Annotated in this window: 22 protein-coding genes; 12 read left to right on the forward strand and 10 right to left on the reverse strand. The window is 68.8% G+C overall.

Annotated features, from left to right (window positions below):
• Both rng and LVB87_RS14885 read right to left on the reverse strand, forming a co-directional pair.
• A complete protein-coding gene (rng, locus tag LVB87_RS14880; protein ID WP_232898738.1) occupies positions 1–1485 on the reverse strand; it encodes a ribonuclease G in 1485 nt (494 codons plus the stop codon).
• A complete protein-coding gene (locus LVB87_RS14885) occupies positions 1482–2072 on the reverse strand; it encodes a Maf family protein (RefSeq protein ID WP_232898739.1) in 591 nt (196 codons plus the stop codon). Before LVB87_RS14885 ends, rng begins: the two co-directional genes overlap by 4 nt.
• 201 nt (positions 2073–2273) lie before the next feature.
• On the opposite strand from LVB87_RS14885, the gene LVB87_RS14890 reads away from it, so the two are divergent.
• The 3 genes from LVB87_RS14890 (at position 2274) to LVB87_RS14900 (ending at position 3928) form a co-directional block, all read left to right on the forward strand.
• On the forward strand, positions 2274–2960 hold the full coding sequence (locus tag LVB87_RS14890) for an SIMPL domain-containing protein (protein ID WP_232898740.1): 687 nt from the start codon (positions 2274–2276) through the stop codon (positions 2958–2960).
• 35 nt (positions 2961–2995) lie between these two features.
• Positions 2996–3190, forward strand: a complete 195-nt coding sequence (locus LVB87_RS14895) for a hypothetical protein (RefSeq protein ID WP_232898741.1) — start codon at positions 2996–2998, stop codon at positions 3188–3190.
• 66 nt (positions 3191–3256) lie between these two features.
• Positions 3257–3928 carry an energy transducer TonB gene (locus tag LVB87_RS14900; RefSeq protein ID WP_232898742.1) on the forward strand — a complete coding sequence of 224 codons (672 nt, stop codon included), beginning with the start codon at positions 3257–3259 and terminating at the stop codon, positions 3926–3928.
• 3 nt (positions 3929–3931) lie between these two features.
• Here the strand turns inward: LVB87_RS14900 and rlmH are convergent, their stop codons facing one another.
• Genes rlmH through leuS form a run of 6 tightly spaced genes read right to left on the reverse strand, consistent with a single transcriptional unit; the run spans position 3932 to position 9962 of the window.
• Positions 3932–4402: a 23S rRNA (pseudouridine(1915)-N(3))-methyltransferase RlmH gene (gene rlmH / locus LVB87_RS14905; RefSeq protein ID WP_232898743.1), complete on the reverse strand. Its 471-nt coding sequence runs from the start codon at positions 4400–4402 to the stop codon at positions 3932–3934.
• 4 nt (positions 4403–4406) lie between these two features.
• The gene (gene rsfS / locus LVB87_RS14910) at positions 4407–4829 is read right to left on the reverse strand and encodes a ribosome silencing factor (RefSeq protein ID WP_232898744.1); all 423 of its coding nucleotides are present in this window, start codon (positions 4827–4829) and stop codon (positions 4407–4409) included.
• A gap of 29 nt (positions 4830–4858) precedes the next feature.
• Positions 4859–5554 (reverse strand): nicotinate-nucleotide adenylyltransferase, encoded by a 696-nt coding sequence (gene nadD / locus LVB87_RS14915; protein ID WP_232898745.1) that lies wholly within the window; start codon positions 5552–5554, stop codon positions 4859–4861.
• Positions 5555–5557: 3 nt separating this feature from the next.
• Positions 5558–6604, reverse strand: a complete 1047-nt coding sequence (holA, locus tag LVB87_RS14920) for a DNA polymerase III subunit delta (protein ID WP_232898746.1) — start codon at positions 6602–6604, stop codon at positions 5558–5560.
• Positions 6604–7167 (reverse strand): LPS assembly lipoprotein LptE, encoded by a 564-nt coding sequence (gene lptE / locus LVB87_RS14925; protein ID WP_232898747.1) that lies wholly within the window; start codon positions 7165–7167, stop codon positions 6604–6606. The genes holA and lptE overlap by 1 nt, the downstream gene beginning before the upstream one ends.
• 53 nt (positions 7168–7220) lie before the next feature.
• The gene (gene leuS, locus LVB87_RS14930; protein ID WP_232898748.1) at positions 7221–9962 is read right to left on the reverse strand and encodes a leucine--tRNA ligase; all 2742 of its coding nucleotides are present in this window, start codon (positions 9960–9962) and stop codon (positions 7221–7223) included.
• Between the two features lie 223 nt (positions 9963–10185).
• Between leuS and LVB87_RS14935 the strand changes: the two genes are divergently transcribed.
• From LVB87_RS14935 to LVB87_RS14950, 4 genes are all read left to right on the forward strand, one after another.
• Positions 10186–10437 carry a SemiSWEET transporter gene (locus LVB87_RS14935; protein WP_232898749.1) on the forward strand — a complete coding sequence of 84 codons (252 nt, stop codon included), beginning with the start codon at positions 10186–10188 and terminating at the stop codon, positions 10435–10437.
• Positions 10438–10542: 105 nt separating this feature from the next.
• Positions 10543–11097, forward strand: coding sequence for a fimbrial protein (locus tag LVB87_RS14940; protein ID WP_232898750.1), 555 nt, complete (start codon positions 10543–10545; stop codon positions 11095–11097).
• Positions 11098–11164: 67 nt separating this feature from the next.
• Entirely contained in the window at positions 11165–11869 is a 705-nt protein-coding gene (locus LVB87_RS14945; RefSeq protein ID WP_232898751.1) for a molecular chaperone, read from the forward strand.
• Positions 11866–14352 carry a fimbria/pilus outer membrane usher protein gene (locus tag LVB87_RS14950; RefSeq protein ID WP_232898752.1) on the forward strand — a complete coding sequence of 829 codons (2487 nt, stop codon included), beginning with the start codon at positions 11866–11868 and terminating at the stop codon, positions 14350–14352. Before LVB87_RS14945 ends, LVB87_RS14950 begins: the two co-directional genes overlap by 4 nt.
• On the opposite strand, the gene LVB87_RS14955 is transcribed toward LVB87_RS14950, so the two are convergent.
• Positions 14341–14994 carry a DUF998 domain-containing protein gene (locus tag LVB87_RS14955; RefSeq protein ID WP_232898753.1) on the reverse strand — a complete coding sequence of 218 codons (654 nt, stop codon included), beginning with the start codon at positions 14992–14994 and terminating at the stop codon, positions 14341–14343. The two genes, LVB87_RS14950 and LVB87_RS14955, sit on opposite strands and share 12 nt — an antisense overlap.
• Before the next feature lie 80 nt (positions 14995–15074).
• On the opposite strand from LVB87_RS14955, the gene trxA reads away from it, so the two are divergent.
• From trxA to LVB87_RS14975, 4 genes are all read left to right on the forward strand, one after another.
• Positions 15075–15947, forward strand: coding sequence for a thioredoxin (trxA, locus tag LVB87_RS14960; protein WP_232898754.1), 873 nt, complete (start codon positions 15075–15077; stop codon positions 15945–15947).
• Between the two features lie 150 nt (positions 15948–16097).
• On the forward strand, positions 16098–18089 hold the full coding sequence (locus tag LVB87_RS14965) for a bifunctional serine/threonine-protein kinase/formylglycine-generating enzyme family protein (protein ID WP_232898755.1): 1992 nt from the start codon (positions 16098–16100) through the stop codon (positions 18087–18089).
• A 16-nt stretch (positions 18090–18105) separates the two neighbouring features.
• Positions 18106–18762, forward strand: coding sequence for a DUF502 domain-containing protein (locus LVB87_RS14970; RefSeq protein WP_232898756.1), 657 nt, complete (start codon positions 18106–18108; stop codon positions 18760–18762).
• The gene (locus LVB87_RS14975) at positions 18759–19595 is read left to right on the forward strand and encodes a queuosine precursor transporter (RefSeq protein WP_232898757.1); all 837 of its coding nucleotides are present in this window, start codon (positions 18759–18761) and stop codon (positions 19593–19595) included. Before LVB87_RS14970 ends, LVB87_RS14975 begins: the two co-directional genes overlap by 4 nt.
• 3 nt (positions 19596–19598) lie before the next feature.
• On the opposite strand, the gene LVB87_RS14980 is transcribed toward LVB87_RS14975, so the two are convergent.
• Positions 19599–20972 (reverse strand): MBL fold metallo-hydrolase, encoded by a 1374-nt coding sequence (locus tag LVB87_RS14980; protein ID WP_232898758.1) that lies wholly within the window; start codon positions 20970–20972, stop codon positions 19599–19601.
• A gap of 147 nt (positions 20973–21119) precedes the next feature.
• Here LVB87_RS14980 and LVB87_RS14985 point away from each other — a divergent pair, with 147 nt between their 5' ends.
• Positions 21120–23222 carry a M13-type metalloendopeptidase gene (locus tag LVB87_RS14985; RefSeq protein WP_232898759.1) on the forward strand — a complete coding sequence of 701 codons (2103 nt, stop codon included), beginning with the start codon at positions 21120–21122 and terminating at the stop codon, positions 23220–23222.
• Positions 23223–23354: the final 132 nt, after the last annotated feature.

The following is a 23354-nucleotide window of genomic DNA, read 5'->3' on the forward strand; positions in this document are numbered from 1 at the left end:
TCAGAGCAGCACGACATCGAACTGCTCCTGCAGGTACTGCTCGTCGGACTGGAAGCGGATCGACTTGCCCAGGAATTCCTCGAGTTCGGCGACGGCCGCCGATTCCTCGTCGGTGATGCGCGCCACGACCTTCGGCGAGGCGATCACCAGCAGCCGCGCGGCTTCGAACTGGCGCACCGCGCGGGTGATCTCGCGGAAGATTTCGTAGGTCACCGTCTCGGCGGTCTTGAGCGTGCCGCGCCCGCCGCATTCGTGGCAGGGCTCGCACAGCTGGCGTTCGAGCGATTCCACCGTGCGCTTGCGCGTCATCTCGACCAGGCCGAGCGGCGAGAAGTCGTAGACGGTGGTCTTGGCGTGGTCCTTGGCCAGCGACTTCTCGAGCGTGCGCAGCACCTGGCGGCGGTGCTCGGCATCGGTCATGTCGATGAAGTCGATGATGATGATGCCGCCGAGGTTGCGCAGGCGCAGTTGCCGCGCGACGGCCTGGGCCGCTTCGAGGTTGGTGCGGTACACCGTCTCTTCGAGGTTGCGCTGGCCGAGGAAGGAGCCGGTGTTGACGTCCACCGTGGTCATCGCCTCGGTCTGGTCGATCACCAGGTAACCGCCGGACTTGAGCGGCACTTCCTTTTCAAGCGCGTGCTGGATTTCGTCTTCGACGCCGTACAGATCGAAGATGGGGCGCGCGCCGGCGTAGTGTTCGATCTTCTCGGCCAGGCCCGGCATGTATTGCGCGGCGAAGGTGCGCAAGCGGTCGCAGGTCTCGCGCGAGTCCACCTTCACCTTCTCCACGTCGCGGCGGATCAGGTCGCGCACGGCGCGCAAAGGCAGGCTGAGGTCTTCGTAGATGCACGCGCCGAGCTTCGTGCCCTTCGCCTGCTCTTCCACCAGCGCCCACACGCGGCTGAGGTAGGCGATGTCTTCCGCGAGCGCCTCGGCGGGCTGGCCTTCGGCGTTGGTGCGCACGATGTAGCCCTCGCCGCCGCCGGCGAATTCGGCGACCACGCCCTTCAGGCGCGCGCGTTCTGTTTCGTCTTCGATGCGCGAGGACACGCCGACCACGCGCGACTGCGGCAACAGCACGAGGTAACGCGAGGGAATGCTGAGCTGCGTGGTCAGGCGCGCGCCCTTGCTGCCGATCGGATCCTTGACGACCTGCACGACGATGTCCTGGCCTTCGCGCACGAGCTCGAGGATGGGACGCGTCTGCGCGGGCGGCGGCGGCGCTTCTTCGCCTTCGGCCGTGGCCGGCAATGCGGCGGGACGCACGATGTCGTTGGCGTGCAGGAAGGCCGCGCGGTCCAGGCCGATGTCGACGAACGCCGCCTGCATCCCCGGCATCACGCGCTGCACGCGGCCCTTGTAGATGTTGCCGACCACGCCACGCCGCCAGCCGCGTTCGATGTGCAGCTCCTGCAGCATGCCGTTCTCGACGACGGCCACGCGCGTTTCGCGCGGGGTGACGTTAACCAGGATTTCTTCCGTCATGCGCGCTCCCCTGCGTGCGTGGGCACGATGCCGAATTCGCGAAGCAATCGCGCCGTTTCGAACAAAGGTAATCCCATCACGCCGGAGAAGCTGCCGGACAAATGTTGGATGAACGCCTGCGCATGCCCCTGGATCCCGTAGGCGCCGGCCTTGCCGTCCCATTCGCCGGTGGCCAGGTAGTCGGCGATGGCCGCCTCGTCGAGCGGGGCCACGGTGACGTCGGACACCGACACCACCTGGGCTTCGCGCGCCGCGGACACCACGCTGACGGCGGAGATCACCTGGTGCGTGCGGCCCGACAGGCGGCGCAGCATCGCGGCGGCGTCGCTGGCGTCGCGCGGCTTGCCGAACACCTCGTCGTCCAGGATCACCTCGGTGTCCGCGCCGAGCACGAGGGCGCCCGGCGTGGCGACCACCTGCAGCAGGCCCGCGCCCGCCTTTTCGCGCGCCACGCGGCGCACGTATTCCTCGGCCGGCTCGCCGGGCTGGCGATGCTCCGGCAGGTCGAGTTCGAGCACGCCGAATGCGAACCCGAGGCGGGCCAGCAATTCGGAACGACGCGGGGATTTCGAGGCGAGATGCAGCATCGAGCGAGTCTAACCCGCGGCTGTACGAACACCCGTGCGCGTCGTCATGGCAACCCCGGGACGCGTCACCGGCCGTTCACCCGCCGCATCATGTTGCACGAACGGATGCCACCACCTTTGACCTGACTCGAACGGAGATCGCCCCCCATGCCCCTGCGCCTGACCCAGCTCGCCCTCGCCCTCGTTCTCGGAGTTGCCGCCATGCCCCACGCCCATGCCCAGGCCGCTGCGCCGACGGGTTACGCCATTCCCTCGGACGGCACCCTGCTTTCGGTCGCCGCCGACGCCGAATCCCGCCGCGTACCGGACGTCGCCACGATTTCCGCAGGCGTGGTGACCCAGGCCGCCGACGCCAATGCCGCGATGCGCGACAACGCGACGCAGATGGAGAAGGTCATGGCCGCGATCCGCGCCGCCGGCGTCGCCGAGCGCGACGTGCAGACCGCCGGCATCTCGGTGCAGCCGCAGTACCGCTACGCCGAGAACCAGCCGCCGGTGATCACCGGCTACCAGGCCAGCAACACGGTCAACGTGAAGGTGCGCGACATCGGCAAGCTCGGGAAGGTGCTCGATGCGCTCGTGGCCAACGGCGCGAACCAGGTCAACGGACCGACCTTCGAAGTCGACAAGCCCGACGCCGCGTACGACGAAGCGCGCATCGCTGCGCTGCACAAGGCGCAGGCCCGCGCCGAAACGTATGCCAAGGCGATGGGCCTGCGCGTGCGCCGCGTGGTGAGCATCGACGAAGGCGGCGGTGGCGTGCGTCCGCCGATGCCGATGATGCGGGCGATGGCCTCCGACGCGTATGCGAAGGCCGAGACCTCGGTGTCGCCGGGCGAGACGGTGTTGCCGGTGCATCTTGACGTGGTGTTCGAACTGGGTCGATGACACTGGGGGCCACGCGAACGCCAGGAGCGCCCCGCATGGCCGACAAACATCGCAGCACCCCGCCCGCGGCCGACCCGCGGGCGGGTCGCAACCCGGGTTACGCCGAGACGCATCCGCGCGACAAGGCCGATGCGCACCAGAAGGCGCCCGCGCCGAAAGCACAACCCGACGAACCGGGCATTGCGCGCGATACGGAAGAGCAGCCCGACCCCGCGAAAAGAAAACACTGATCGCAACCCCATTGCATGGAGTCGCACGTTGGAGCCTGCACACGTCGAACGACAGGAGGCTCCACCATGGTGCACGCAACGCTCCGCTCCTTCCCGCAGGCCCAACTCGGGGTGCTCCGCGAACGTCCGAGTCCCGCGCGCATCGCCGCCATCAGCGCGGTGGTCGCGCTGCACGCGGCGGCCTTCGTCCTGTTGCTGATGCCGATGGCGGCGCCGGAACCGGCGCCGGCACGCGACGAAGTGATCCCGGTCACGTCGATCATCCGCAAGATTCCGCCGGTGCTTCCCGTCGCGCCGCCCCGCGATCCGCGCCCGCCGACGCACACGGTCGTCACCACGCGCCAGGTCGTGCAGACACCGCCGGATCCGCCGATCCTTGTCGAAGAGAGCACGGACGTCGTCCCGCCGACCCCGCCCGCGAGGGAAGAAGTCACGTCCATCACGCCCACCGCCGGCCCGCTGCGGATGGAGCGCCTGGAATACGCGACCGCGACGCCGCCCCCTTACCCGCCCGAAGCGCAGCGTCGCCGCATCGAAGGCACGGTGTTGCTGCAGGTGCTGGTCGACGTCGACGGAAAGCCGATCCAGGTGACGATCCAGCAGAGCAGCGGCAACCGCACGCTCGACGAAGCCGCAGTGAGGCACGTGCTCAAGCGTTGGATGTTCCGCCCTGCGATCCAGAATGGCGTGGCGGTGCAGGCGATCGGCCTGGTGCCGATCAAGTTCACCGTGCGCTGAGTCTCAGGCTCGGTGGTAGGGGTGGTTGGCGAGCAGTGCGTTCGCGCGATACAGCTGCTCGCCGACCACCAGCCGCACGAGCATGTGCGGCAGCGTGAGCGGCCCCAGCGACCAGGTTTCGTCGGCACGCGCCGTGACCTCCGGCGCGTGTCCTTCGGGACCGCCGATCAGGAAACACAGATCGCGCCCCGCGCCGCGCCATTGCTCCATGCGCTGCGCAAGCTGTTCGGAACTCCAGGTGCGCCCGCGGCCATCGAGTGCGACGACCCACGCGCCCTTCGGAATCGCCGCGAGCACGCGCTGTCCTTCTTCGAACGTGGCGCGCACCGCATCGCGTCCCTTGCCGCGCACGCCGGGTTCGACCTCGATGAGTTCGAACGGCAACCAGTGCGACAGTCGCTTGCGGTATTCGGCGAAGCCCTCCGCCACCCAGGCGGGTGCCCGCTCGCCGACGGCGACGAGACGGGCTTTCAATGCATCACTCGCCGGCGCGGCCGGCGGCGAGTTCCTCGTGTTCTTCGGGCGGCTGGTCGCCCACCGTCCACAGGCGCTCGAGCGCATAGAACTCGCGCACGCGCGGCAGCATGACGTGGACGACGACGTCGCCGAGGTCGACGAGCACCCATTCGGCTTCGCGCTCGCCTTCCACGCCCAGCGGCATGCAGTCCAGCTTCTTGGCGTGCTTCACCACTTCGTCGGCGATCGACTTGACGTGGCGGGTGGAGGTGCCCGACGCAATGACCAGGTGGTCGGTGACGCTGGTCTTGCCGCGAACGTCGATTTCGACGACATCCTTCGCCTTCAGTTCCTCGACTGCGTTGCGGACATGCTGCAGGAGGACTTCGGCCGGCGGCGGCGGGTTGGGAAGGCGGGTCTTGATGACGTGTGCGGCAGTGGTCAAGGGCGAGCGGCTCTATTGAGTTGCGGGGATTATACGAGGCCGCCGTCGGCCGCCGACGTGAATGCGTCGGCACCATAGAGCCGGTGGTCGGCGATGTAGCGGGCCACGGCCGGTGCGACCCACGCCTTCCAGCGGGGTTCGCCGGCCGCGATGCGGCGGCGCAGCTCGGTCGACGACTCCGGCCGCTCGCCGCGCAGGCGGAATTCGGCGAAACCCCCGGCCGGCAGCGCATGCAGCTGCGCCGGCAGGCACCAGCGGGGCGCGAGCTCGGCATGGACGGCCGGCGCCCGGGCCGCCAGCGCCGCTTCTTCGATCGGCGCCCCGGGGCGCGCGATCGCCAGCACATGGGCCAGCTCGAACAACTGCCGCCACTGGTGCCAGGTGTCGAGCTCGAAGACCGAATCGCCCCCCACCATCCAGACGAGCGGCGCATGCGGGCCGAATTCCGCGCGCAGCTCGCGCAGCGTGTCGACCGTGTAGGACGGCCCCGCGCGGCGCAGCTCGCGCCGATCGACGATCAACCCCGCCTCGCCGTCGACCGCCAGCTCGAGCATGCGCGCGCGCTGTTCCGCGTCCGCGTGCGTCGGTCCCTTGTGCGGCGGATCGGCCGCGGGCAGCAGGTGCACGTCGGCGTGCAAGGCATCGCGCACCGCGCGTGCGATGGCCAGGTGCCCGGTATGGACGGGATCGAAGGTGCCGCCGTAACACAGGATCAGCGGCGTCATGCGTCAGCCCAGCAAGCGCAGGGCGCGTGGATCGGCGACGGCGAGCAGCACGCGCTCCAGCGCGATCCAGGCATCGGTCGGATCCTGGCCCGGCCGCGGGCGTCCCTTCGCGATGCGGTCCACGCGCCCGGCTTCGGCGGCGAAACGTTCCCAGCGCGCAGCGTCGTGGCGTTTCAAGGCACGCGTGTACGCGGCCTGCTTCGAATCCCAGATGCGCTGCGCCTTGAACTCCGCCGCCATGTTGCCGCCGCGCGCCTGCACGCGGGCCAGCAACGCGGCGCGTTGCAGTTCCATTGCCACCATGCCCAGCAGCGCGGGTACCGCTTCACCTTCCGAGCGCAGGCCGTGCAGCATGCGCGAGACATGCGCGCCCTCCCCGTTCATCGCTGCGTCGACGAGGCGGAACACGTCATAGCGCGAGGAATCGGAGACGAGGAAGTCCATGCGCGCCGCATCGATGGAAGCGCCATCGGACAGCAGCACGAGTTTGTCGATTTCCTGCGCGGCGGCGAGCAGGTTGCCTTCGATGCGCTCGACCAGGCGCTGCACGGCGTCGCGATCGGCGCGCAGGCCGCGCGAACGCAGGCGCTGTTCGATCCAGTTCGGCAGCTCGTGCGGTTTCACCTGCCAGGCGATCGCCACGTGGCCGATGCGCGCGATGGCTTCGCTCCACTTGCCGCCGTGCTGCTTGCTCCATTCGGCACAGGTGACGAGCAGGACGACATCCGGCGGCGGGTTCGCGCAGAACGCGGTGAGGATCTCCGCGCCGTCCTTGCCGGGCTTGCCGCCGGGCATGCGGACTTCGACGATGCGCCGCGTGGAAAACAGGCCCGGTGCATTGAAGGCGGCGGCCACCGAATCCCAATCCGGATCCTTGCCTTCGATGTCGAACACTTCGCGATCGGTGATGCCGGCGTCGCGCGCGGCGGCGCGCAACGCGTCGGCCGCTTCGAGCACGATCAGCGCTTCGGGTCCCGCGATCAGGTAGGCAGGCCGCAGCGGCTCGGTCGACAGTTGCGCCGCCAGCCGTGCAGGCGCGAGTTCGCCCATCAGGGTGTGGCGGCGCCTGCGCCGCGGCCGTGCATGTTCTCGGCCGGACGCGTGACCTGCAGCGCCGCGCCGACGCGACGCAGGATCGCCTGGCTCATCTCGCGCTGCATTTCCTTGGCGAGCAGTTCGCGCTCGCTGGTCTTGCCGATCGAATTGGCGGGCGGCGAGGTGTAATCGCGCGAGAGCTCGACCACCTGCAGCGGCACGACCACCGCGCCTTCCGGATCCACGAGCGTGAACTGCACCGCGTAGCGCAGGCTGAACTCCTGTGCACGGCCGTTCTGGTCGATGCTGATCGGCTGGTTGCCCCAGCGCTCGGAGGTGATCTGCAGCGTGGTGGCGGGCACGAGCGCGTCGGCGGACGCGGGCGTGGCACCGGCGCGCGTCATCGCATCGGCCAGCGATTCGGCGAGCGGGCTGTACGGATCCGGCGCGACGACGCGGACCGGCATCAGCTCGGTCGGTAGCGTGAGCGCGTTGCGCAGGTGGAAGCCGCACGCGCTGCAGGCCAGCGCGAGCGTGGCCAGGAGCGCGAGGCGGAGGGATTTCGGGGCGATTCGCATGGCCGGCAGTCTGGACGACCGGGCGACGGGCGGCAAGCGCGTCGCCCTGGCGATCAGGCGCCTGCCGCCACGATGTTCACGATCTTGCCCGGCACCACGATGACCTTCTTCACCGACTGGCCCTCGAGGAAGCGCGCGACGCCCGGTTCGGCGAGCGCGGCGGCCTCGATGGCCTCGCGCGGCGCGTCCGGCGACACCTCGATGGTGCCGCGCAGCTTGCCGTTGACTTGCACGGCCAGCGTGAGTGCGTCGCGCACCAGCGCGGCGGGGTCGGCCTGCGGGAACGGCACGTCCTCGACCAGCGTTTCCTTGTGGCCCAGCACCTGCCACAGCGCATGGCTCACGTGCGGCGTGACCGGATTGAGCAGCAGCACCATCGCCTGCAGCGCTTCGTGGCGCACGGCGCGGCCCTGGTCGGACATGTCGGTGAACTTCGCGACATGGTTGAGCAGTTCCATCAGCGCCGCGATCGCGGTGTTGAAGCTGTGCCGGCGGCCGTAGTCGTCGCCGACCTTCTGGATCGTTTCGTGCAGCTGGCGGCGCAGGGTCTTCTGCGCGGCGTCGAGCGTCGCGGCATCCACTTCCGGATGGTCAGGCTGCGCGGCGTGCGTGACGACTTCGCGCCAGAAGCGGCGCAGGAAGCGCGCCATGCCTTCCACGCCTGCTTCGTTCCATTCCAGCGACTGTTCCGGCGGTGCGGCGAACATCGAGAACAGGCGCACCGTGTCGGCGCCGAAGCGCTCGACCATCGCCTGCGGATCCACGCCGTTGTTCTTCGACTTGGACATCTTTTCGATGCCGCCGATGTGCACCGCCTGGCCGTCGGCCGACAGGCGCGCGCCGGTGATGCGGCCGCGTTCATCGCGTTCGACGTCCACGTCGGCCGGGTTGATCCAGTCCTTCGCGCCGTCTTCCGTTTCGCGGTAGTAGGTCTCGGCGATCACCATGCCCTGGCACAGCAGGTTGGTGGCCGGCTCGTTGCTGTGCACCAGGCCCGCGTCGCGCAGGAGCTTGTGGTAGAAGCGGAAATACAGCAGGTGCAGGATCGCGTGTTCGATGCCGCCGATGTACTGGTCCACCGGCGTCCAGTAATCCGCGCGCGCATCGACCATGTCGGCCGCACCCGGCGAGGTGTAGCGCGCGTAGTACCAGCTCGACTCCATGAAGGTGTCGAAGGTGTCGGTCTCGCGTTCGGCCGGGCCGCCGCAGTTCGGGCAGGTGGTCTTGCGCCACTCGGGGTCGGCCTTGATCGGCGACTGCACGCCGCTGAAGGCGACGTCTTCCGGCAGCAGCACCGGCAGCTGGTCTTCCGGCACCGGCACCGCTTCGCACTTCGGGCAGTAGATCACCGGGATCGGGCAGCCCCAGTAACGCTGGCGGCTCACGCCCCAATCGCGGAGGCGATAGTTCACGCGGCGCACGCCATGGCCTTCGGCTTCGAAACGCGTGGCGAGCGCTTCGAACACCTGGCCGTAGTCCATGCCGTCGAACTCGCCGGAATTCACCAGCATGCCGCGCTCGGTGTAAGCCGCGTCTTCCTGGATCCCGCGCTCGAAGTCCTGCAGGACCTCCACGGCCGCGCGCGTGTCGTACACATCGAGCGAACCGCCGCCGTGCAGCGCCGCGTCCATCGGATCGGCGTGCGTGGATACGTCCTTGCCGATCTCCTCGATCGCATCGCGCACTTCCACCGGCACGATGACCATGCGGATCGGCAGGCTGTACTGCTTCGCGAATTCCCAGTCGCGCTGGTCATGGCCGGGCACGGCCATCACCGCGCCGGTGCCGTAGCCCATCAGCACGAAGTTGGCGACGTAGATCGGCAGCGCTTCGCCCGTGATCGGGTGCAGCGCGCGCAGGCCGGTGTCGCGGCCGCGCTTGGCCTGGGTTTCCAGCTCCGCTTCGGTGGTGCCGCCCAGCTTCAGTTCATCGATGAAGGCCGCCAGCGAGGGATCGCTCGCGGCCGCGCGCTGCGCGAGCGGGTGCTCGGCGGCGATGCTCACGAAGGTCACGCCCATCAGCGTGTCGGGACGCGTGGTGAACACGTGCAGCTTCTCGTCGCTGCCTTCCACGTCGAAGGCGAACTCCAGGCCTTCGCTGCGGCCGATCCAGTTGCGCTGCATCGTGCGCACGGCATCGGGCCAGCCCGGCAGCGCATCGAGGCCGTCGAGCAGTTCCTGCGCGTAGTTGGTGATGCGCAGGAACCACTGCGGGATCTCGCGCTTCTCCACGATCGCACCCGAGCGCCAGCCGCGCCCGTCGATCACCTGCTCGTTGGCGAGCACGGTGTGGTCGACCGGATCCCAGTTGACGACCGAATTCTTGCGATATGCCAGCCCCTTCTTCAGCAGGCGCACGAACATGCGCTGCTCGTGCACGTAGTAGGCCGGCGTGCAGGTGGCGAATTCGCGCGACCAGTCGATGGCGTAACCCATCGTCTTGAGCTGCTCGCGCATGTGGGCGATGTTGGCGTAGGTCCACTTCGCCGGCGCGGTGTTGTTCTTGATCGCCGCGTTCTCGGCCGGCAGGCCGAATGCGTCCCAGCCCATCGGTTGCAGCACGTTGCGGCCGTTCATGCGCTGGAAGCGGCTGATCACGTCGCCGATGGTGTAGTTGCGCACGTGGCCCATGTGCAGCGCACCGGAGGGGTACGGCAGCATCGACAGGCAGAAGAACTTCGGCTTTTCGCTGGCTTCGTCGACTTCGAAAGCGCGCGTGTCGGCCCAGTAACGCTGGGCGGCGGATTCCAGGACGCGGGGGTCGTACGCGGCGGCGTCGTGCGGAGCGGCAGACATCGGGGGAGTCAAGGCATCGCGAACAGGGCCGGACAGCCTACCAGCCCGCGCATCGGACGGGCACCCGCGCCTGCATTGCCGCGGGCCTCGCGGAGCTCTACGGTAGCCGGACCTCCAGGGGGACACGTGCCATGGCCCGACCGACGCTGCTGCTCCTTCCGCTGCTGCTCGCCTCCCGCATGCCCGGGTCCCATCCCCTGGGGGCGCCCGGGGTCACCGCGCAATGAGCATGGAGTGGACCGGTTACGTGGCCGCGACGCTGACCACGGTCGCCTTCCTGCCGCAGACGCTCAAGACGCTGCGGACGAAGGACACGCGCGGGATCTCCCTGCGCATGTACGTGGTGTTCACCGCCGGCGTGGCGATGTGGCTGTGGTACGGGTTCGTCCTGCAATCCTGGCCGATGATCCTGGCGAACGTGGTGACGCTCATCCTGTCGACCTCGATCCTCGTGATGAAGATCCGCTGGGGCTGAGCGCTTCCGGAATCGGAATATCCCGACATGCGCACGCGGGCGATGCCGACTGACCGCGGCCGCGCGCCTGCCTAACGTGGAGCCTCCCCAACACGAGGAGGCTCCATGTCCACCAGCATCCGCCACACTACGCGCGCCACCGGCCTGGCCGTCGCCCTGTTCGCCTCGGTCGCATCCGCCAACACCGGCACCATCCGCTTCGAAGGGCGCCTGACCAACGCGACCTGCGAAGTCCTCGGCGGCACCGAAGCCTTCGGCCCCAACTTCACCGTGGTCCTGCCGACGGTGAGCACCGCGCAGATGAACGTCGGCGAATTCGCGGGGCGCACGCGCTTCCCGATGAAGCTGCAGAACTGCACGGACGTCGTCGGCACCGTGCGTGCGCACTTCGACGCGGGCGCCACGATCGACGCGAACTTCCGCACCTTGCGGCCGAACAACGGCGGCCCGGTGCATTTCGCGCTCTTCGACGAAGACGGCACGCGCCTGGCGATCGGCGAGCACCCGCAGGCGGGCGGCACGCCCGCGACGCCGCTCGGCACCGGCTACGCCGCCAACGACACGATGTACTACGAGGTCGCCTACCACCGCGTCGGCGCGGCCGCGCCGGTGGCCGGCGACTTCTTCTCCACCGTCACCTACTCCCTCAAGTACGACTGACGTGCGGGCGTTCGCGAAACCGATGGCGCGCGCGTTGCTCTCGTGCGCCGTCCTCTTTTCCTTGCCGATGCACGCCAGCGTTGTGGTCTCGAGCACGCGCGTGATCTATCCCGCCGATGCGCAGGACATCACCGTGCGGCTGACCAATCGTCGGCCCGTGCCCGCGCTGGTCGAGGCGTGGATCGAGCACGACGGTGCGCACGCAACCTCCGGCGTCGTTCCGTTCGCGATCACGCCACCGCTGTTCCGCCTGGACGCGGGGAAGGGCCAGGCCTTGCGCGTGCACCGACTGCCGGCCCCGTTGTCGTCGGATCGCGAATCGCTGTTCTGGCTCAACGTGCTCGACGTGCCCGCGGACGCACCGAGAGTCGTCGACGGCACGGCGCTCAAGATGGCCGTGCGCAGCAAGCTCAAGCTGTTCGTGCGCCCGCCGGGCCTGGCCGGCAGTGCGAATCGCGCGCCGGGGCGACTGACCTGGCGTTTGGTCGAAGACGACGGCGTTCCCGAGCTGCGGATCGACAATCCGACGCCGTTCCACGTCACGATCTCGCGCGTGCTCGTCGGTGGTGCGCTGGATTTCCGCGGCGACATGGTCGCGCCGTTCGGGCAATTGGCGTTGTCGCTGGAGGCGGTGAACCTGGCAGGCGCGGCGATCGAAGCACGCGTGCGCGCTGATGCGTTGCGCGCCGCCGGACGCGTGGAATTCCACAGTGTCGACGATGCGGGCGGGCTCGTTCCGCACACGGCGCGGGTGGGCCATGGCGCTCGATGAGCCTCCGCAAGGCCATGGGCGTCCTCGCGTCCCTTGCGGGCACGGCGATGGCGCCGCTCGCGGGTGCAATGCCGCAAGACGTCGCGACGACCGTGCGATTCGAGCCTGCCTTCTTCCGCCATGTGCGCGGGCGCGGCGAAACAGGCATCGACCTGGCGCTGCATGCAGCGGGTCCGCACGTTGCGCCGGGCCTGCACGCACTCGACGTGGTGCGCAATGGTCGCCCCTTCGGGCGACACCTGGTGCGCTTCATCGCGCCGGATGGAGACGGAAGTGCGGTGCCCTGCCTCGACCGCAGGCTCGCGGAAGCGCTCGGCGTGGCGTTGGCGCGCTTGTCCCGCGAGCAACGCGCGCGCTTCGAGCACGGCGCGTGCGTCGCCTTTGAATCGGTGATCCCCTCGGCGCGCGCCGAGTACGACGCCGGCGAACTGGCGCTCCGCGTCTCGCTCCCGCAGGCCGTCCTCGCCGGGCGCATCGAGGATGCGATCGACCCGGCCCTGTTCGACGCCGGCATTGCGGCCTTCCGCATGCGCTATGCCCTGTCCGCGACGCACCGCGACGCGCGCGACGATGCGCCAGATCGCACGCAGGCCCACCTGCAGCTCGAAGCCGGCGCCAACCTCGACCGATGGCGCTTGCGCCACCGCAGCGCACACACCTGGCGGTCCGGCACGCCGCTGCGCAACGATGCAATCGCCACCACAGTGGAGCACGACATCGACACGCTCGCCGCGCAGGCCACCCTCGGCGATTTCCACACGCGTGGTGCGCTGTTCGATACCGTGGGGCTGCGCGGCGTGCGCGTCGCTTCGGACGATCGCATGCTGCCGCCCTCGCGCGTGCGCCATGCGCCGGTGATCCGCGGCATCGCCGCGACGAACGCGCGCGTGCAGGTGCGGCAAGGCGACACGGTGCTGCTCGACACCACGGTGGCGCCGGGGCCGTTCGACCTGGAGAACGTCCGCCCCGTCGGCGCGGGCGATGCGCTGCAGGTGCAGGTCGTCGAGGAGGACGGCAGTTCGACCGCGTTCGCAGTGCCCAACGCAGCGGCCCCGGGCTTGTTGCGTCGCGGGCACGCGCGCTTCGGCGTGGCGGCAGGGCGCTGGCGTCCCTCGCGTCACGCGCGTGGCAGCGGTGTCGTCGAGATGACCTGGGAAGCCGGGACCGGCGATCACGGCACGGCGCGGGCCGGCGTACAACTCGCCGGCGACTACGCGCATGCGCTCGGTGGCGTCGCCTTGTCCGCGCCCGTCGGTGTGCTCTCGCTCGACTTGTCGCACGCGCGATCGGCGGGCGATGCCGGCACGCGTGCGCGCATGGGCTACGCCGGCTTCTTCGCCCCCACGCGCACCTCGATCGATGTCGCCGCATGGCGCGTGGGGAGCGACGGCTTCCGCTCGCTGCATGAAGCGATGCAGCCGACGCCCCGCGACGGGCCCGCAATGCGCGAACACACGCGCATCGACCTTGCGCTGCGACAGGAAGCGCGTCGCGCCGGTGCGTTTTCATTCGCGCTCGTCGAACGCCGCCACGCGCCGCGACGACCGGATCGCAGCGCGCAGCTCGGTTGGGGTCGCACCTTCGGCCGCGGTCGCGCGCGGCTCGACGCTTCCTTCGAACAGACGCGGCAACGCCGGCACGGTGCGCTGTCCTTGTCCCTGCCCTTGCGCGTCGGTGCGACTGCGCATTCGCTGCATGCGCAGGCGCGCGCCGCGCCCTCGCAGACCGCCATGCAAGTCGGCGTGCAGGGCCCCATCGGCGCCTCGCGCGCCACATATGGCATCGGCAGGCTGCAGTCCGATGCACGCGCCAGCGCGGGCACGACCAGTGCCTCGCTCGGATGGCTCGGCAATGCAGTGCGCTTCGGCGCGGGCGTGGGCATGTCGCCGCAAGCGCGGCAGTGGTCGGCGAATGCGGAAGGCGCGTTGCTCGCGCACCACGACGGCCTCACCTTCGCTCCGGCGATGGGCGAAGCGGTTGCGCTGCTGCGCACCGGGCATGGACGCGGTGCGCGCGTGCTGCACGATCCGCACAAGCGGTTGGATCGCTCGGGCCGCGCCGTGGTCGCGCATCTGTCGCCCTATCGTCGCAATCGTGTCGGCATCGATCCGCAGGGCGCGGACCCCGCCGTGCATTTCGCGTGGACCGAACGCGAGGTGATTCCGCGCGCGGGTGCCGTCGTCGACGTTCCCCTGCCCGCCCTGCATGCACCGGCGCGCTGGCTGCGCGTCGTTCGCGAAGACGGCAGCGCCCCGCCCTTCGCCGCCGATGTCGTGTCCCCCTGGGGCGACAGCGTCGGTGGGATCGGGCGCGACGGCGTCGCCTACCTGCGCATCGGGACCGATGCCACGCACGTGGACGTGCGCTGGCAGGAAGAAGGCGAACCGGGCGCGTGCCGCATCACGCTGGCCACGCCTCCCCGCACGATGGCCTTTGCACCCGAGGCTGCAACCTGCGTCGCCTTGCCGGAGTCACCGCGATGACGCGCGCGCCATTCCGAAGATCCACGCGAACCACGCCACGAACGCGATGCGTTGCCCGAGCGCAGGCGCGCCCGGAATGGCCACCACGACACTCGCCAGCACCACGATCGCCGCGATCGCCGTGGCGATGCGCGTGCGCCGCAGGCCCGTGTGCGCACCCGCGCCCGCGATCAACGCCACCGCGCCGGCGACGAAGGCGATCCACCACACCGTCCACGCCGCCGTATGCAAACGCCCGAGGCCATAGCCGAGGCCGCGCGCCGCATCCACCGGCAACAGGCCTTCCAGCGCGAATGCGAGCGTCGAGATCGTGCACAGGGTCCAGCCGATGCGCCCGACCAGGCCGAACTCGCCGCCCGCCTGCTTGTGCTCCATCGCGCGCCCCGCCTGCACCATCGCCCACCATGCGAGCAGGCCCGGGAGCACGAAGCCGAGCGCATCGAAGCCATACCAGTGCGGCACGCCGCGCGCGCCGAGCAAGGCGACGGGATGGATCGTCTGCGAATACCCATCCAACGCTGCGCCGAAGCCCAACAGTGCGACAACGAAGAGCAGCAGCGCGAGGCCCGCCCACGGCGCGGCGGAAGGCGGGCGGAAGGCAGGCGGGCGTGCGGGCGATCGGGAGGACGACGGCAGGTTCATGCCGCCATGCTAGCGTGCGGGCTTGCCGCGACGGGGCATCGCCCCCATTTGTCGCCCATCGTCCGCTCCTGCGAACCGCCATGGCCACCACTGCTTCCCCGCACGTCTTCGACGCCACCGCCGATACTTTCGAATCCGAAGTCCTGCAGCGCTCGCTGCAGGTGCCCGTGCTCGTCGACTTCTGGGCCGAGTGGTGCGGGCCCTGCAAGACGCTGGGTCCGATCCTCGAAAAGCTCGCCGACGAATACAACGGCGCGTTCCGCCTGGCGAAGATCGACGTCGACAAGGAGCAGCAACTCGCCGGCGCGTTCCAGGTGAAATCGATCCCGACCGTCTACCTCGTCAAGGGCGGCCAGCTCGTCGATGGATTCCCCGGTGCGTTGCCGGAAGGCCAGTTGCGCGAATTCCTGACGCACCACGGCATCGTCCCCGCGGAAGCGGCGAACGAAGCGCCCGTCGGGGCTGCACCCGCCCCGGTGGATCCGCACGCCGAAGCGGTGCGCCTGCGCAAGCTCGTCGAAACCGAACCGGACAAGCCCGAGCACCGCCTCGACCTCGCCCTCGCCCTGCTGCAGACCGGCGGTGCACACGAAGCCGAACAACTGCTCGACGCCCTCCCCGCCAACCTCGCGCACGACGATCGCGCGATCCGCGCACGCGCACGCCTGGGCTTCGCCGGCCTGTTGAAGGACGCACCGCCGCCGCAGGTGCTCGAAGCGGCGATCGCCAGCGATCCTAAGGACCTGCGCGCGCGCCACCTGCTGGGCGTGCATCGCCTCGTGGCCGGCGATGCGGAAGGCGGGCTCGACCAGTTCCTGGAAATGCTGCGCCTGGACCGCAACTTCGAGGACGGCCTGCCTCGCAAGGCGCTCATCGATGCGTTCCGCGTGGTCGACGACGAAGAACTGGTGGGACGTTACCGCCGTCGCATGTCGTCCTTGCTGCTCGTCTGATTTGGTGCATTGCGTCAAGGCGTGAACACCCCCTTCACGCCCACCGTTGCATGAACGAACCGGCGCCGAGCCTCTTCGCCACCTGGACGTGGCTGGTCGCCCGTGCGCTCCGCGAAGTATTCTCCGCCCACGGATAAGGGGACCGTACGGATGACCGTGGAGACGTCGCAGCTCGAAGCTGCCAACCACCTGCCGCGTATCGCCGGGTACAAGCTCCTGCGCGAGATCGGCCAGGGCGGCATGTCGACGGTCTACCTGGCCGAGCAGGAATCGCTCGGCCGCAAGGTCGCCGTGAAGGTGATGCTGCCCGAAGCGCTGACCGATGAAGTCAGCCGCCGCCGCTTCGAGAACGAAGCGCGCACCATCGCCCGCCTCGACCATCCGAACATCGTGGGCATCTACGAAGTCGGCCGCACCCAGTCCGACCTGCCCTTCTACGCGATGCCCTTCCTCGGCCGCGGGCACCTCGGCCAGCGCATCGCACGCCAGCACGGCATCTCGCACGACCAGTCGCGCATCGTCTCCACGCTGCGCGCATTGCTCGAAGCGCTCGACTACGCGCACATGCGCGGCATCGTGCATCGCGACGTCAAGGCCGAGAACGTGTTGTTCGACGATGCCGAACGCCCGCAGCTCGCCGACTTCGGCATCGCCTTGCGCAAGGGCATCAACCCGCGCCTGACGATGACGGGCCTGGCCGTCGGCAGCACCGCGTACATGCCGCCGGAACAGGCGCGCGGCGAAGAAGTCGACAGCCGCGCGGACCTGTACAGCATCGGCGTGCTCGCCTGGGAAATGCTCACCGGCTCGCTGCCGTACAACGCCGCCGATGCGCTGTCGATGGCGGTGATGCACGCCAAGGATCCGATTCCGCGCCTGCCGGCGGAGCTCATGCACTGGCAGCGTTTCATCGACAAGGCGCTGGCCAAGTCGCCGGCGACGCGATTCCGCAGCGCGCAGCAGATGCTTGAAGCGCTGGACCGCATCGAACGCGGCGGCCTGTCCTTCGACACCATCGCCGCGAACAGCGCGATGGCCTGGCGCCGCCTGCGCATCGTGCCCAAGCCGTTGCTGATCGGCGGCGCGCTGTTGTGCGCGGCCATGATCGGCGTGGCCTCGCAGCACGAGCCGGGCGATGGCATGGACTTCTTCCGCGTGGAGAAGCCGCCGGCGGTGTCGGTGAAGCCGGCGAAACCGGCGCCGACCGACCCGGTCGTCGATCGCATGCTCGCGCCGCCGCCGGAATCCCCGGCGCAGCAATGGGTGACCGCGGGCGAGAAACAGGTCGCGGCGCGCAAGATCACCGCGCCCAAGGGCGACAACGCCTACGACAGCGTGTTGTTCGCCTACAGCGTCGATCCCGCACACGAAGGCCTGCAGCCGCTCGTGGCCTCCGTGGTCACCGCGCTCAGCGACGAAATGGCCACGCGCCTGCGCAAGGGCGAGGAAGACAAGGCGCGCGATTACCTCGGGCGCGCGACGCAACTGGCCGAACGCACCGCGCCGCTCGGCAACGACGCCCTGCGCGACCTGCACGCGAAAGCGGCCGATGCGCTCAAGCGCCGCGTCGCCACCGCCGAGAAGAACAAGAACCGCGACGACGCGTTCGCCGCGGCGGCGCTCGTGCCCGAATTCGCCGGCGACCAGGTGCTCGCCGACGCCCTGCGCGCCCGCGCGGAAAAGATCGTCGACACGCGCCAGGACGTGGCCGACATGGTCGCGGCCGCCGCGCCGGCCGCGCCCGTGCTGCGCCCGCTCACGCGCGCCGAATACGCGCGCTTCGCCGCGGCGACCGGCCGCGAGTCCGCGCTCTGCCGCGAAAAGCTCTCGCTGCTGCGCCTGATGAAGCCGCGCGATTGGAAGGAGCCCGGCTTCGAACAATCCGACACGCAAGGCGTGGTGTGCATCTCCTATGAAGATGCGCAGGCGTATGCGCACTGGGCGAGCCGCAACGGCCAGCACGTGCGACTGCCGACGAGCGCGGAACTGGGCGCCGCCCCGGCTGCGAGCGGCGGCCGCAGCACCGCCACCTGGTTGCGCGACGGCTCCATCGCCGGCACGGGTTGGCGCGGTCCGCACCCGCGCACGGTCGAACCCTCGCGCGGTTACGACGACGTCGGCGTGCGCCTCGTGCACGAGTGACCCCCATAATGGGCGCATGCGCAAACCCCCAAGCCTGAAGCGGCTCTTCCTCACGGGCCTGCTGACCCTGCTGCCGATCTGGCTGACCTGGGTCGTCGTCAAATTCGTTTTCGTCCTGCTCTCCGGCATCAGCCGCCCGTTGATGGATCCGGCGCTCGCGGCGCTCGCCTCGGGGAATCCCGCGGCCTTCGGCTGGCTCGCCGAACCCTGGGTGCAGACCGCGCTCGCGCTGGTGGCCACGCTCGGCGTGATCCTGCTCTCCGGCCTGATGGCGCGCGTGGTGATCGGGCAGACGCTGCTGCGCTGGTTCGAAAGCTTCGTGCAGCGCATCCCGCTGGCCAACACGATCTACGGCAGCGCGCGCCAGTTGCTCGACATCCTGCAGACCAAGCCCGACGGCACGCAGCGCGTGGTGCTCATCGACTTCCCGAATCCGGAAATGAAGTCGGTCGGTTTCGTCACCAAGATGCTGCGCGACGAACGCACCGGGCAGGAGCTCGCCGCGGTGTACGTGCCGACCACGCCGAACCCGACGTCCGGTTACCTGGAGATCGTGCCGGTGGACAAGATCACGCCGACCGATTGGACCGTGGACCAGGCGATGAGCTTCATCATTTCCGGCGGCGCGGTGTCGCCCGAAACGATTCCGTTCGCTCCACCGCCGCGCGCATGAGTACGGTGGCCGAAGCAGACGGCGCCCAGGTCGCCGTCCTCCAAGCCGAAGCCGCCTACGCGCGCACCCATCCCCTCGCCGACCGCGCCACGCGGCTATTCATCGCGCTGGCCGCGTTCTTTTGCGTCAACGCGGTGCTTGCCGAATTCATCGGCGTCAAGATCTTCGCGCTCGAGGACACGCTGGGCATCACGCCCTTCGAGTGGAACCTGTTCGGACAAAAGGGTTCGCTGAGTTTCACCGCGGGCACCCTGCTGTGGCCGATGGTCTTCATCTTCACCGACGTCATCAACGAATTCTTCGGGCGCCGCGGCGTGCGCATGATTTCGTGGATCGCGGTGGTGCTGATCGTGTACGGCTTCGCCTTCGCGTTCGCGGCGATCTCGCTTGCGCCCGCGAGCTGGTGGGTCGGCGCGGCGACGACGCAGGGCGTGCCGGATTACCAGAAAGCGTTCGCGGCCGTCTTCGGGCAAGGCCTTTGGACGATCGGCGGCTCGGTCACGGCCTTCATGGTCGGGCAGCTGATCGACGTGTCGGTATTCCACCGCATCCGCCAATACACCGGCGATCGCCACGTGTGGTTGCGCGCCACCGGTTCCACCGCCGTGTCGCAGCTCGTCGACAGCTTCGTCGTGCTCTACATCGCCTTCGTCATCGGCCCGCAGCACTGGTCGATCCCGCTGTTCCTGGCCGTGAGCACGGTGAACTACGCCTACAAGATGCTCGCGGCGATCGTGCTGATCCCGCTGATCTATGCGTTGCGGCGCGCGATCATCGCCTACCTGGGCGAAGCGCGGGCGCGCGAACTGCACGAGGCGGCCGCCGCCGCATGAGCCTCACGCGTCGATGAAGCGCCCCGGCCGCGCGAGGAACACCTCGCGGCCGTCACGTTCGTGGATCTCGCCGGCCAGCGCCTCGCGTGCGCGGTCTTCGCCGTGGACGAGCGCCAACGGCGGCGCACCTTCGAACTGTCCGTACCACGCGAGCAACCCGCTCTGGTCGGCGTGCGCCGACAATCCACCGACGGTGTGGCGCTGCGCGTTGACCCGGTAATCCTGGCCGTGGATGCGCACCCACTGCGCGCCATCGACCAGGCGCCGCCCCAGCGTGCCCTGTGCCTGGTAACCCGGGAACACGACGTGCGCATTGCGTCGCCCGAGGTTGTGCTTGAGGTGGTGGACGATGCGCCCACCGTTCGCCATGCCGCTGCCGGCGATGATGATCGCGCCGCCTTCGATGCGGTTGATCGCCATCGAATCGTCGATCGATTGGCTGATGTGCAGGTTCGGCAGCTTGAACGGCAGCGGTTGGTGCTGCCACACCGCGCGCGCCTGTTCGTCGAACAGTTCGACGTGCCGTTCGTACACGCCGATGACCTTCGCCGCCATCGGGCTGTCGAGGAAGATCTGCCAGCGCGCCAGCTTCCACGCATCGAAGTATTGCGCGAACCAGTAAAGCAATTCCTGCGAGCGCCCGACGGCAAAGGCCGGGATCAGCACGTTGCCGTGCTCGGCCAGCGCGCGCTCGAAAACTTCGCCCAGTTCGCGCACCGTGTCCATGCGTTCGCGATGTTTGCGATCGCCGTAGGTGGATTCCATCAGCACCAGGTCGGCCTGCGCGATCGGCGTGGGGTCGCGCAGGATCGGCGTGCCCTTCGGGCCGAGGTCGCCGGAGAACACGAGCTTCTTCCCGTCGGCCCAGAGCTCCACGATGCTCGAACCGAGGATGTGGCCCGCATCGCGGAAGGCGATGTCGACGCCCGGCGCGATCGTCGTGCGCGTGTCGTAGGGCAGCGGGCGCACCTGGGCCATCGCGTCGGTCACGTCCTCGCGCAGGTACAGGGGCGCGATTTCGGGAATGCCGGGGCGGCGTCGGCGGTTTGCGCGTTCGGCGTCGTTCTCGGCGAGCGAGGCGGCGTCGAGCAGCATGATCGGCATCAGGTCGGCGGTGGCCGCCTGCGCGAAGATCGGGCCCTTGAATCCGCGCTTGACCAGCAACGGGATGCGCCCGACGTGGTCGATGTGCGCATGGCTGACGACGAGCGCGTCGATCGACGCGGCATCGAAATTGAACGGTTCAGCGTTGCGCGCTTCCTGCTCCGGGCTGCCCTGGAGCATTCCGCAATCCAGCAGGATGCGTCGGCCCGCGGCCTCGACCAGGTGCAGCGAACCGGTGACCTCCCCGGCCGCGCCATGGAAATGGATGCGCATGGCGCCGGACCTTAACACGCGCCCCCCAACAACCCTCCCCTCCCGCCATGACCTTCGACACCCCACCGGACCAGCCTCGGCCGGTACAGTCGCCTGTCGCCCCGCCAGGGGTGCATCCCTCGTTCGCCTTTCCCAACGGAGCCACCCGTGCCTCGCAATCCCAAGGCTTTGCTGCTGTCCCTGTCCATCGTCGCCGCGCTCGCGGCGTGCAACCGCGAGGCCGCCGCGCCTGCCGCGGACACCGCCGCCCCGAAGGCCGACGCCACCCCGAAGCTGACGCTCGATGAAAGCAAGCTGCCGGGCGTGAACACCTTCCAGGTCGGCGACCTCGACGCCACCAAGAACGTCTGCGCGGACTTCAACGGCTACGTCAACGGCAAGTGGCTCGCCGCCAACGCCATCCCGAACGACCGCACCTCGTGGGGTTCGATGGAAGTGCTCGACGAGCGCTCCAACGCCGTGCAGCGCCAGATCGCCGAACAGGCCGCGGCCGATGCCAAGGCCACGGGCGTGGAAAAGATCGTCGGCGATATGTGGGCCACCGGCATGGACGAGGCGAAGATCGAAGCGCAGGGCATCAAGCCGATCGAAGGCCGCCTGGCCGACGTCGACAAGCTGACCGACGCGAACTCGATCGCCGCCTACCTGCGCGATTCCGCCGCGAAGGGCGAAGGCTACCTGTTCGACTTCGGCCCGGAAGCCGACTTCAAGAATTCCGACATGAACATGGCCTACGCCACCCAGGGCGGCCTGGGTCTGCCGGACACCGAGTACTACTTCTCGCCGGACAAGAAGAAGAACCTCGCCGATTACGAGGCGCACATCGCGCGCACGCTCGAACTCTCCGGCACGCCCGCCGCCGATGCGGCGAAGCAGGCCAAGGACGTGATCGCGTTCGAAACGCGCCTGGCGAAGGTGTCCAAGTCGCGCGAACAGCTGCAGCGCGACGTCGCGCTGTACTACAACCCCGTCGCCCTGGCCGATGCCGACAAGGTGACGCCGGGCTTCTCGTGGGAAGACTACTTCAAGGCGCAGGGTGTCGAACTGCCGAAGACCTTCTCCATGCCGATGACCGAATTCCACGCCGAGTGGAACAAGATGCGCAGCGACGTGCCGGTGGACCAGTGGAAGAGCTACCTGCGCTTCCACATCATCGACGAGGCCTCGCCGTACCTGAGCGACAAGTTCGTGCAGGAGAACTTCAAGTTCTACGGCCAGGACATGCGCGGCCAGAAGGAACTCAAGCCGCGCTGGAAGCGCGTGCTGGGTTCGGTGAACGACGGCGCGGGCGAAGCGCTCGGTCAGATGTACGTGCAGGTCGCCTTCCCGCCTGAATCCAAGGCGCGCATGGAGAAGCTCGTGCAGAACCTGCGCGAAGCGCTCAAGGCCCGCATCGAGAACCTGGCGTGGATGAGCCCGGACACCAAGAAGAAGGCGCTGGAGAAGTGGGCCGCGTTCACGCCGAAGATCGGCTATCCGGAAAAGTGGCGCTCGTGGGAAGGCCTGGACACCTCGCGCGACAGCTACTTCGGCAACGTGCTGGCCGCGAACGAATTCAACTACAAGTTCGCGATGTCGAAGATCGGCAAGCCGGTCGACAAGACCGAATGGGGCATGACGCCGCAGACGATCAACGCCTACTACAACCCCTTCCGCAACGAGATCGTCTTCCCGGCCGCGATCCTGCAGCCGCCGTTCTTCGACGCGAAGGCGGACGACGCCAACAACTACGGCGGCATCGGCGCGGTGATCGGCCACGAAATGATCCATGGCTACGACGACCAGGGCAGCCGCTTCGGGCCGACCGGCAACATGGAAAACTGGTGGACCGACGCCGACGCGAAGGGCTTCGAGAAGCTCACCGGCATGATCGTGGACCAGTTCAACGCCTACGAGGCGCTGCCGGGCAAGCACGTCAACGGCAAGCTCACGCTGGGCGAGAACATCGCCGACCTCGGCGGCCTCAACGTCGCCCACTCGGCGATGCTCAAGGCCACCGAAGGCACGCCGGATCCGAAGACCGACGGCCTCACGCGCGACCAGCGCTTCTTCCTGAACTTCGGCACCGTGTGGCGCCGTGCGTTCACCGAGAAGGAACTGGAGCGCCGCGTCGCCACCGACGAGCACGCACCCGCCAACTTCCGCGCGATCGCCGCGCCGTCGAACATGCCGGAGTTCGCCGCTGCGTTCTCCTGCAAGCCGACCGACCCGATGGTCCGCGGCGACGGCAAGCGCATCGTCATCTGGTAAGCCACCGCGTCTGCGGGAAAGAGAGGCCCGGGAGACCGGGCCTTTCTTTTTGTGACGCCGCCACGGCTTCATTCATCCAGCGGCATTGCGACCCCTTGTTACACTCGCCCGGACTATCCCATCGGGTCCTGA

Source organism: Lysobacter sp. KIS68-7, assembly GCF_021284745.1.
Classification (GTDB): domain Bacteria; phylum Pseudomonadota; class Gammaproteobacteria; order Xanthomonadales; family Xanthomonadaceae; genus Noviluteimonas.

What these genes read in the sequence shown, in the direction of transcription:
- LVB87_RS14950 (WP_232898752.1), top strand. Translation starts at nt 11,866, where the DNA reads ATGAGCCTCCGCAAGGCCATGGGCGTCCTCGCGTCCCTTGCGGGCACG.
- LVB87_RS14895 (WP_232898741.1), top strand. Translation starts at nt 2,996, where the DNA reads ATGGCCGACAAACATCGCAGCACCCCGCCCGCGGCCGACCCGCGGGCG.
- lptE (WP_232898747.1), bottom strand. Translation starts at nt 7,167, where the DNA reads ATGCGAATCGCCCCGAAATCCCTCCGCCTCGCGCTCCTGGCCACGCTC.
- LVB87_RS14970 (WP_232898756.1), top strand. Translation starts at nt 18,106, where the DNA reads ATGCGCAAACCCCCAAGCCTGAAGCGGCTCTTCCTCACGGGCCTGCTG.
- LVB87_RS14965 (WP_232898755.1), top strand. Translation starts at nt 16,098, where the DNA reads ATGACCGTGGAGACGTCGCAGCTCGAAGCTGCCAACCACCTGCCGCGT.
- LVB87_RS14945 (WP_232898751.1), top strand. Translation starts at nt 11,165, where the DNA reads ATGCACGCCAGCGTTGTGGTCTCGAGCACGCGCGTGATCTATCCCGCC.
- LVB87_RS14885 (WP_232898739.1), bottom strand. Translation starts at nt 2,072, where the DNA reads ATGCTGCATCTCGCCTCGAAATCCCCGCGTCGTTCCGAATTGCTGGCC.
- LVB87_RS14955 (WP_232898753.1), bottom strand. Translation starts at nt 14,994, where the DNA reads ATGAACCTGCCGTCGTCCTCCCGATCGCCCGCACGCCCGCCTGCCTTC.
- LVB87_RS14900 (WP_232898742.1), top strand. Translation starts at nt 3,257, where the DNA reads ATGGTGCACGCAACGCTCCGCTCCTTCCCGCAGGCCCAACTCGGGGTG.
- trxA (WP_232898754.1), top strand. Translation starts at nt 15,075, where the DNA reads ATGGCCACCACTGCTTCCCCGCACGTCTTCGACGCCACCGCCGATACT.
- leuS (WP_232898748.1), bottom strand. Translation starts at nt 9,962, where the DNA reads ATGTCTGCCGCTCCGCACGACGCCGCCGCGTACGACCCCCGCGTCCTG.
- LVB87_RS14980 (WP_232898758.1), bottom strand. Translation starts at nt 20,972, where the DNA reads ATGCGCATCCATTTCCATGGCGCGGCCGGGGAGGTCACCGGTTCGCTG.
- rng (WP_232898738.1), bottom strand. Translation starts at nt 1,485, where the DNA reads ATGACGGAAGAAATCCTGGTTAACGTCACCCCGCGCGAAACGCGCGTG.
- holA (WP_232898746.1), bottom strand. Translation starts at nt 6,604, where the DNA reads ATGGGCGAACTCGCGCCTGCACGGCTGGCGGCGCAACTGTCGACCGAG.
- LVB87_RS14975 (WP_232898757.1), top strand. Translation starts at nt 18,759, where the DNA reads ATGAGTACGGTGGCCGAAGCAGACGGCGCCCAGGTCGCCGTCCTCCAA.
- LVB87_RS14940 (WP_232898750.1), top strand. Translation starts at nt 10,543, where the DNA reads ATGTCCACCAGCATCCGCCACACTACGCGCGCCACCGGCCTGGCCGTC.
- LVB87_RS14935 (WP_232898749.1), top strand. Translation starts at nt 10,186, where the DNA reads ATGAGCATGGAGTGGACCGGTTACGTGGCCGCGACGCTGACCACGGTC.
- nadD (WP_232898745.1), bottom strand. Translation starts at nt 5,554, where the DNA reads ATGACGCCGCTGATCCTGTGTTACGGCGGCACCTTCGATCCCGTCCAT.
- LVB87_RS14890 (WP_232898740.1), top strand. Translation starts at nt 2,274, where the DNA reads ATGCCCCACGCCCATGCCCAGGCCGCTGCGCCGACGGGTTACGCCATT.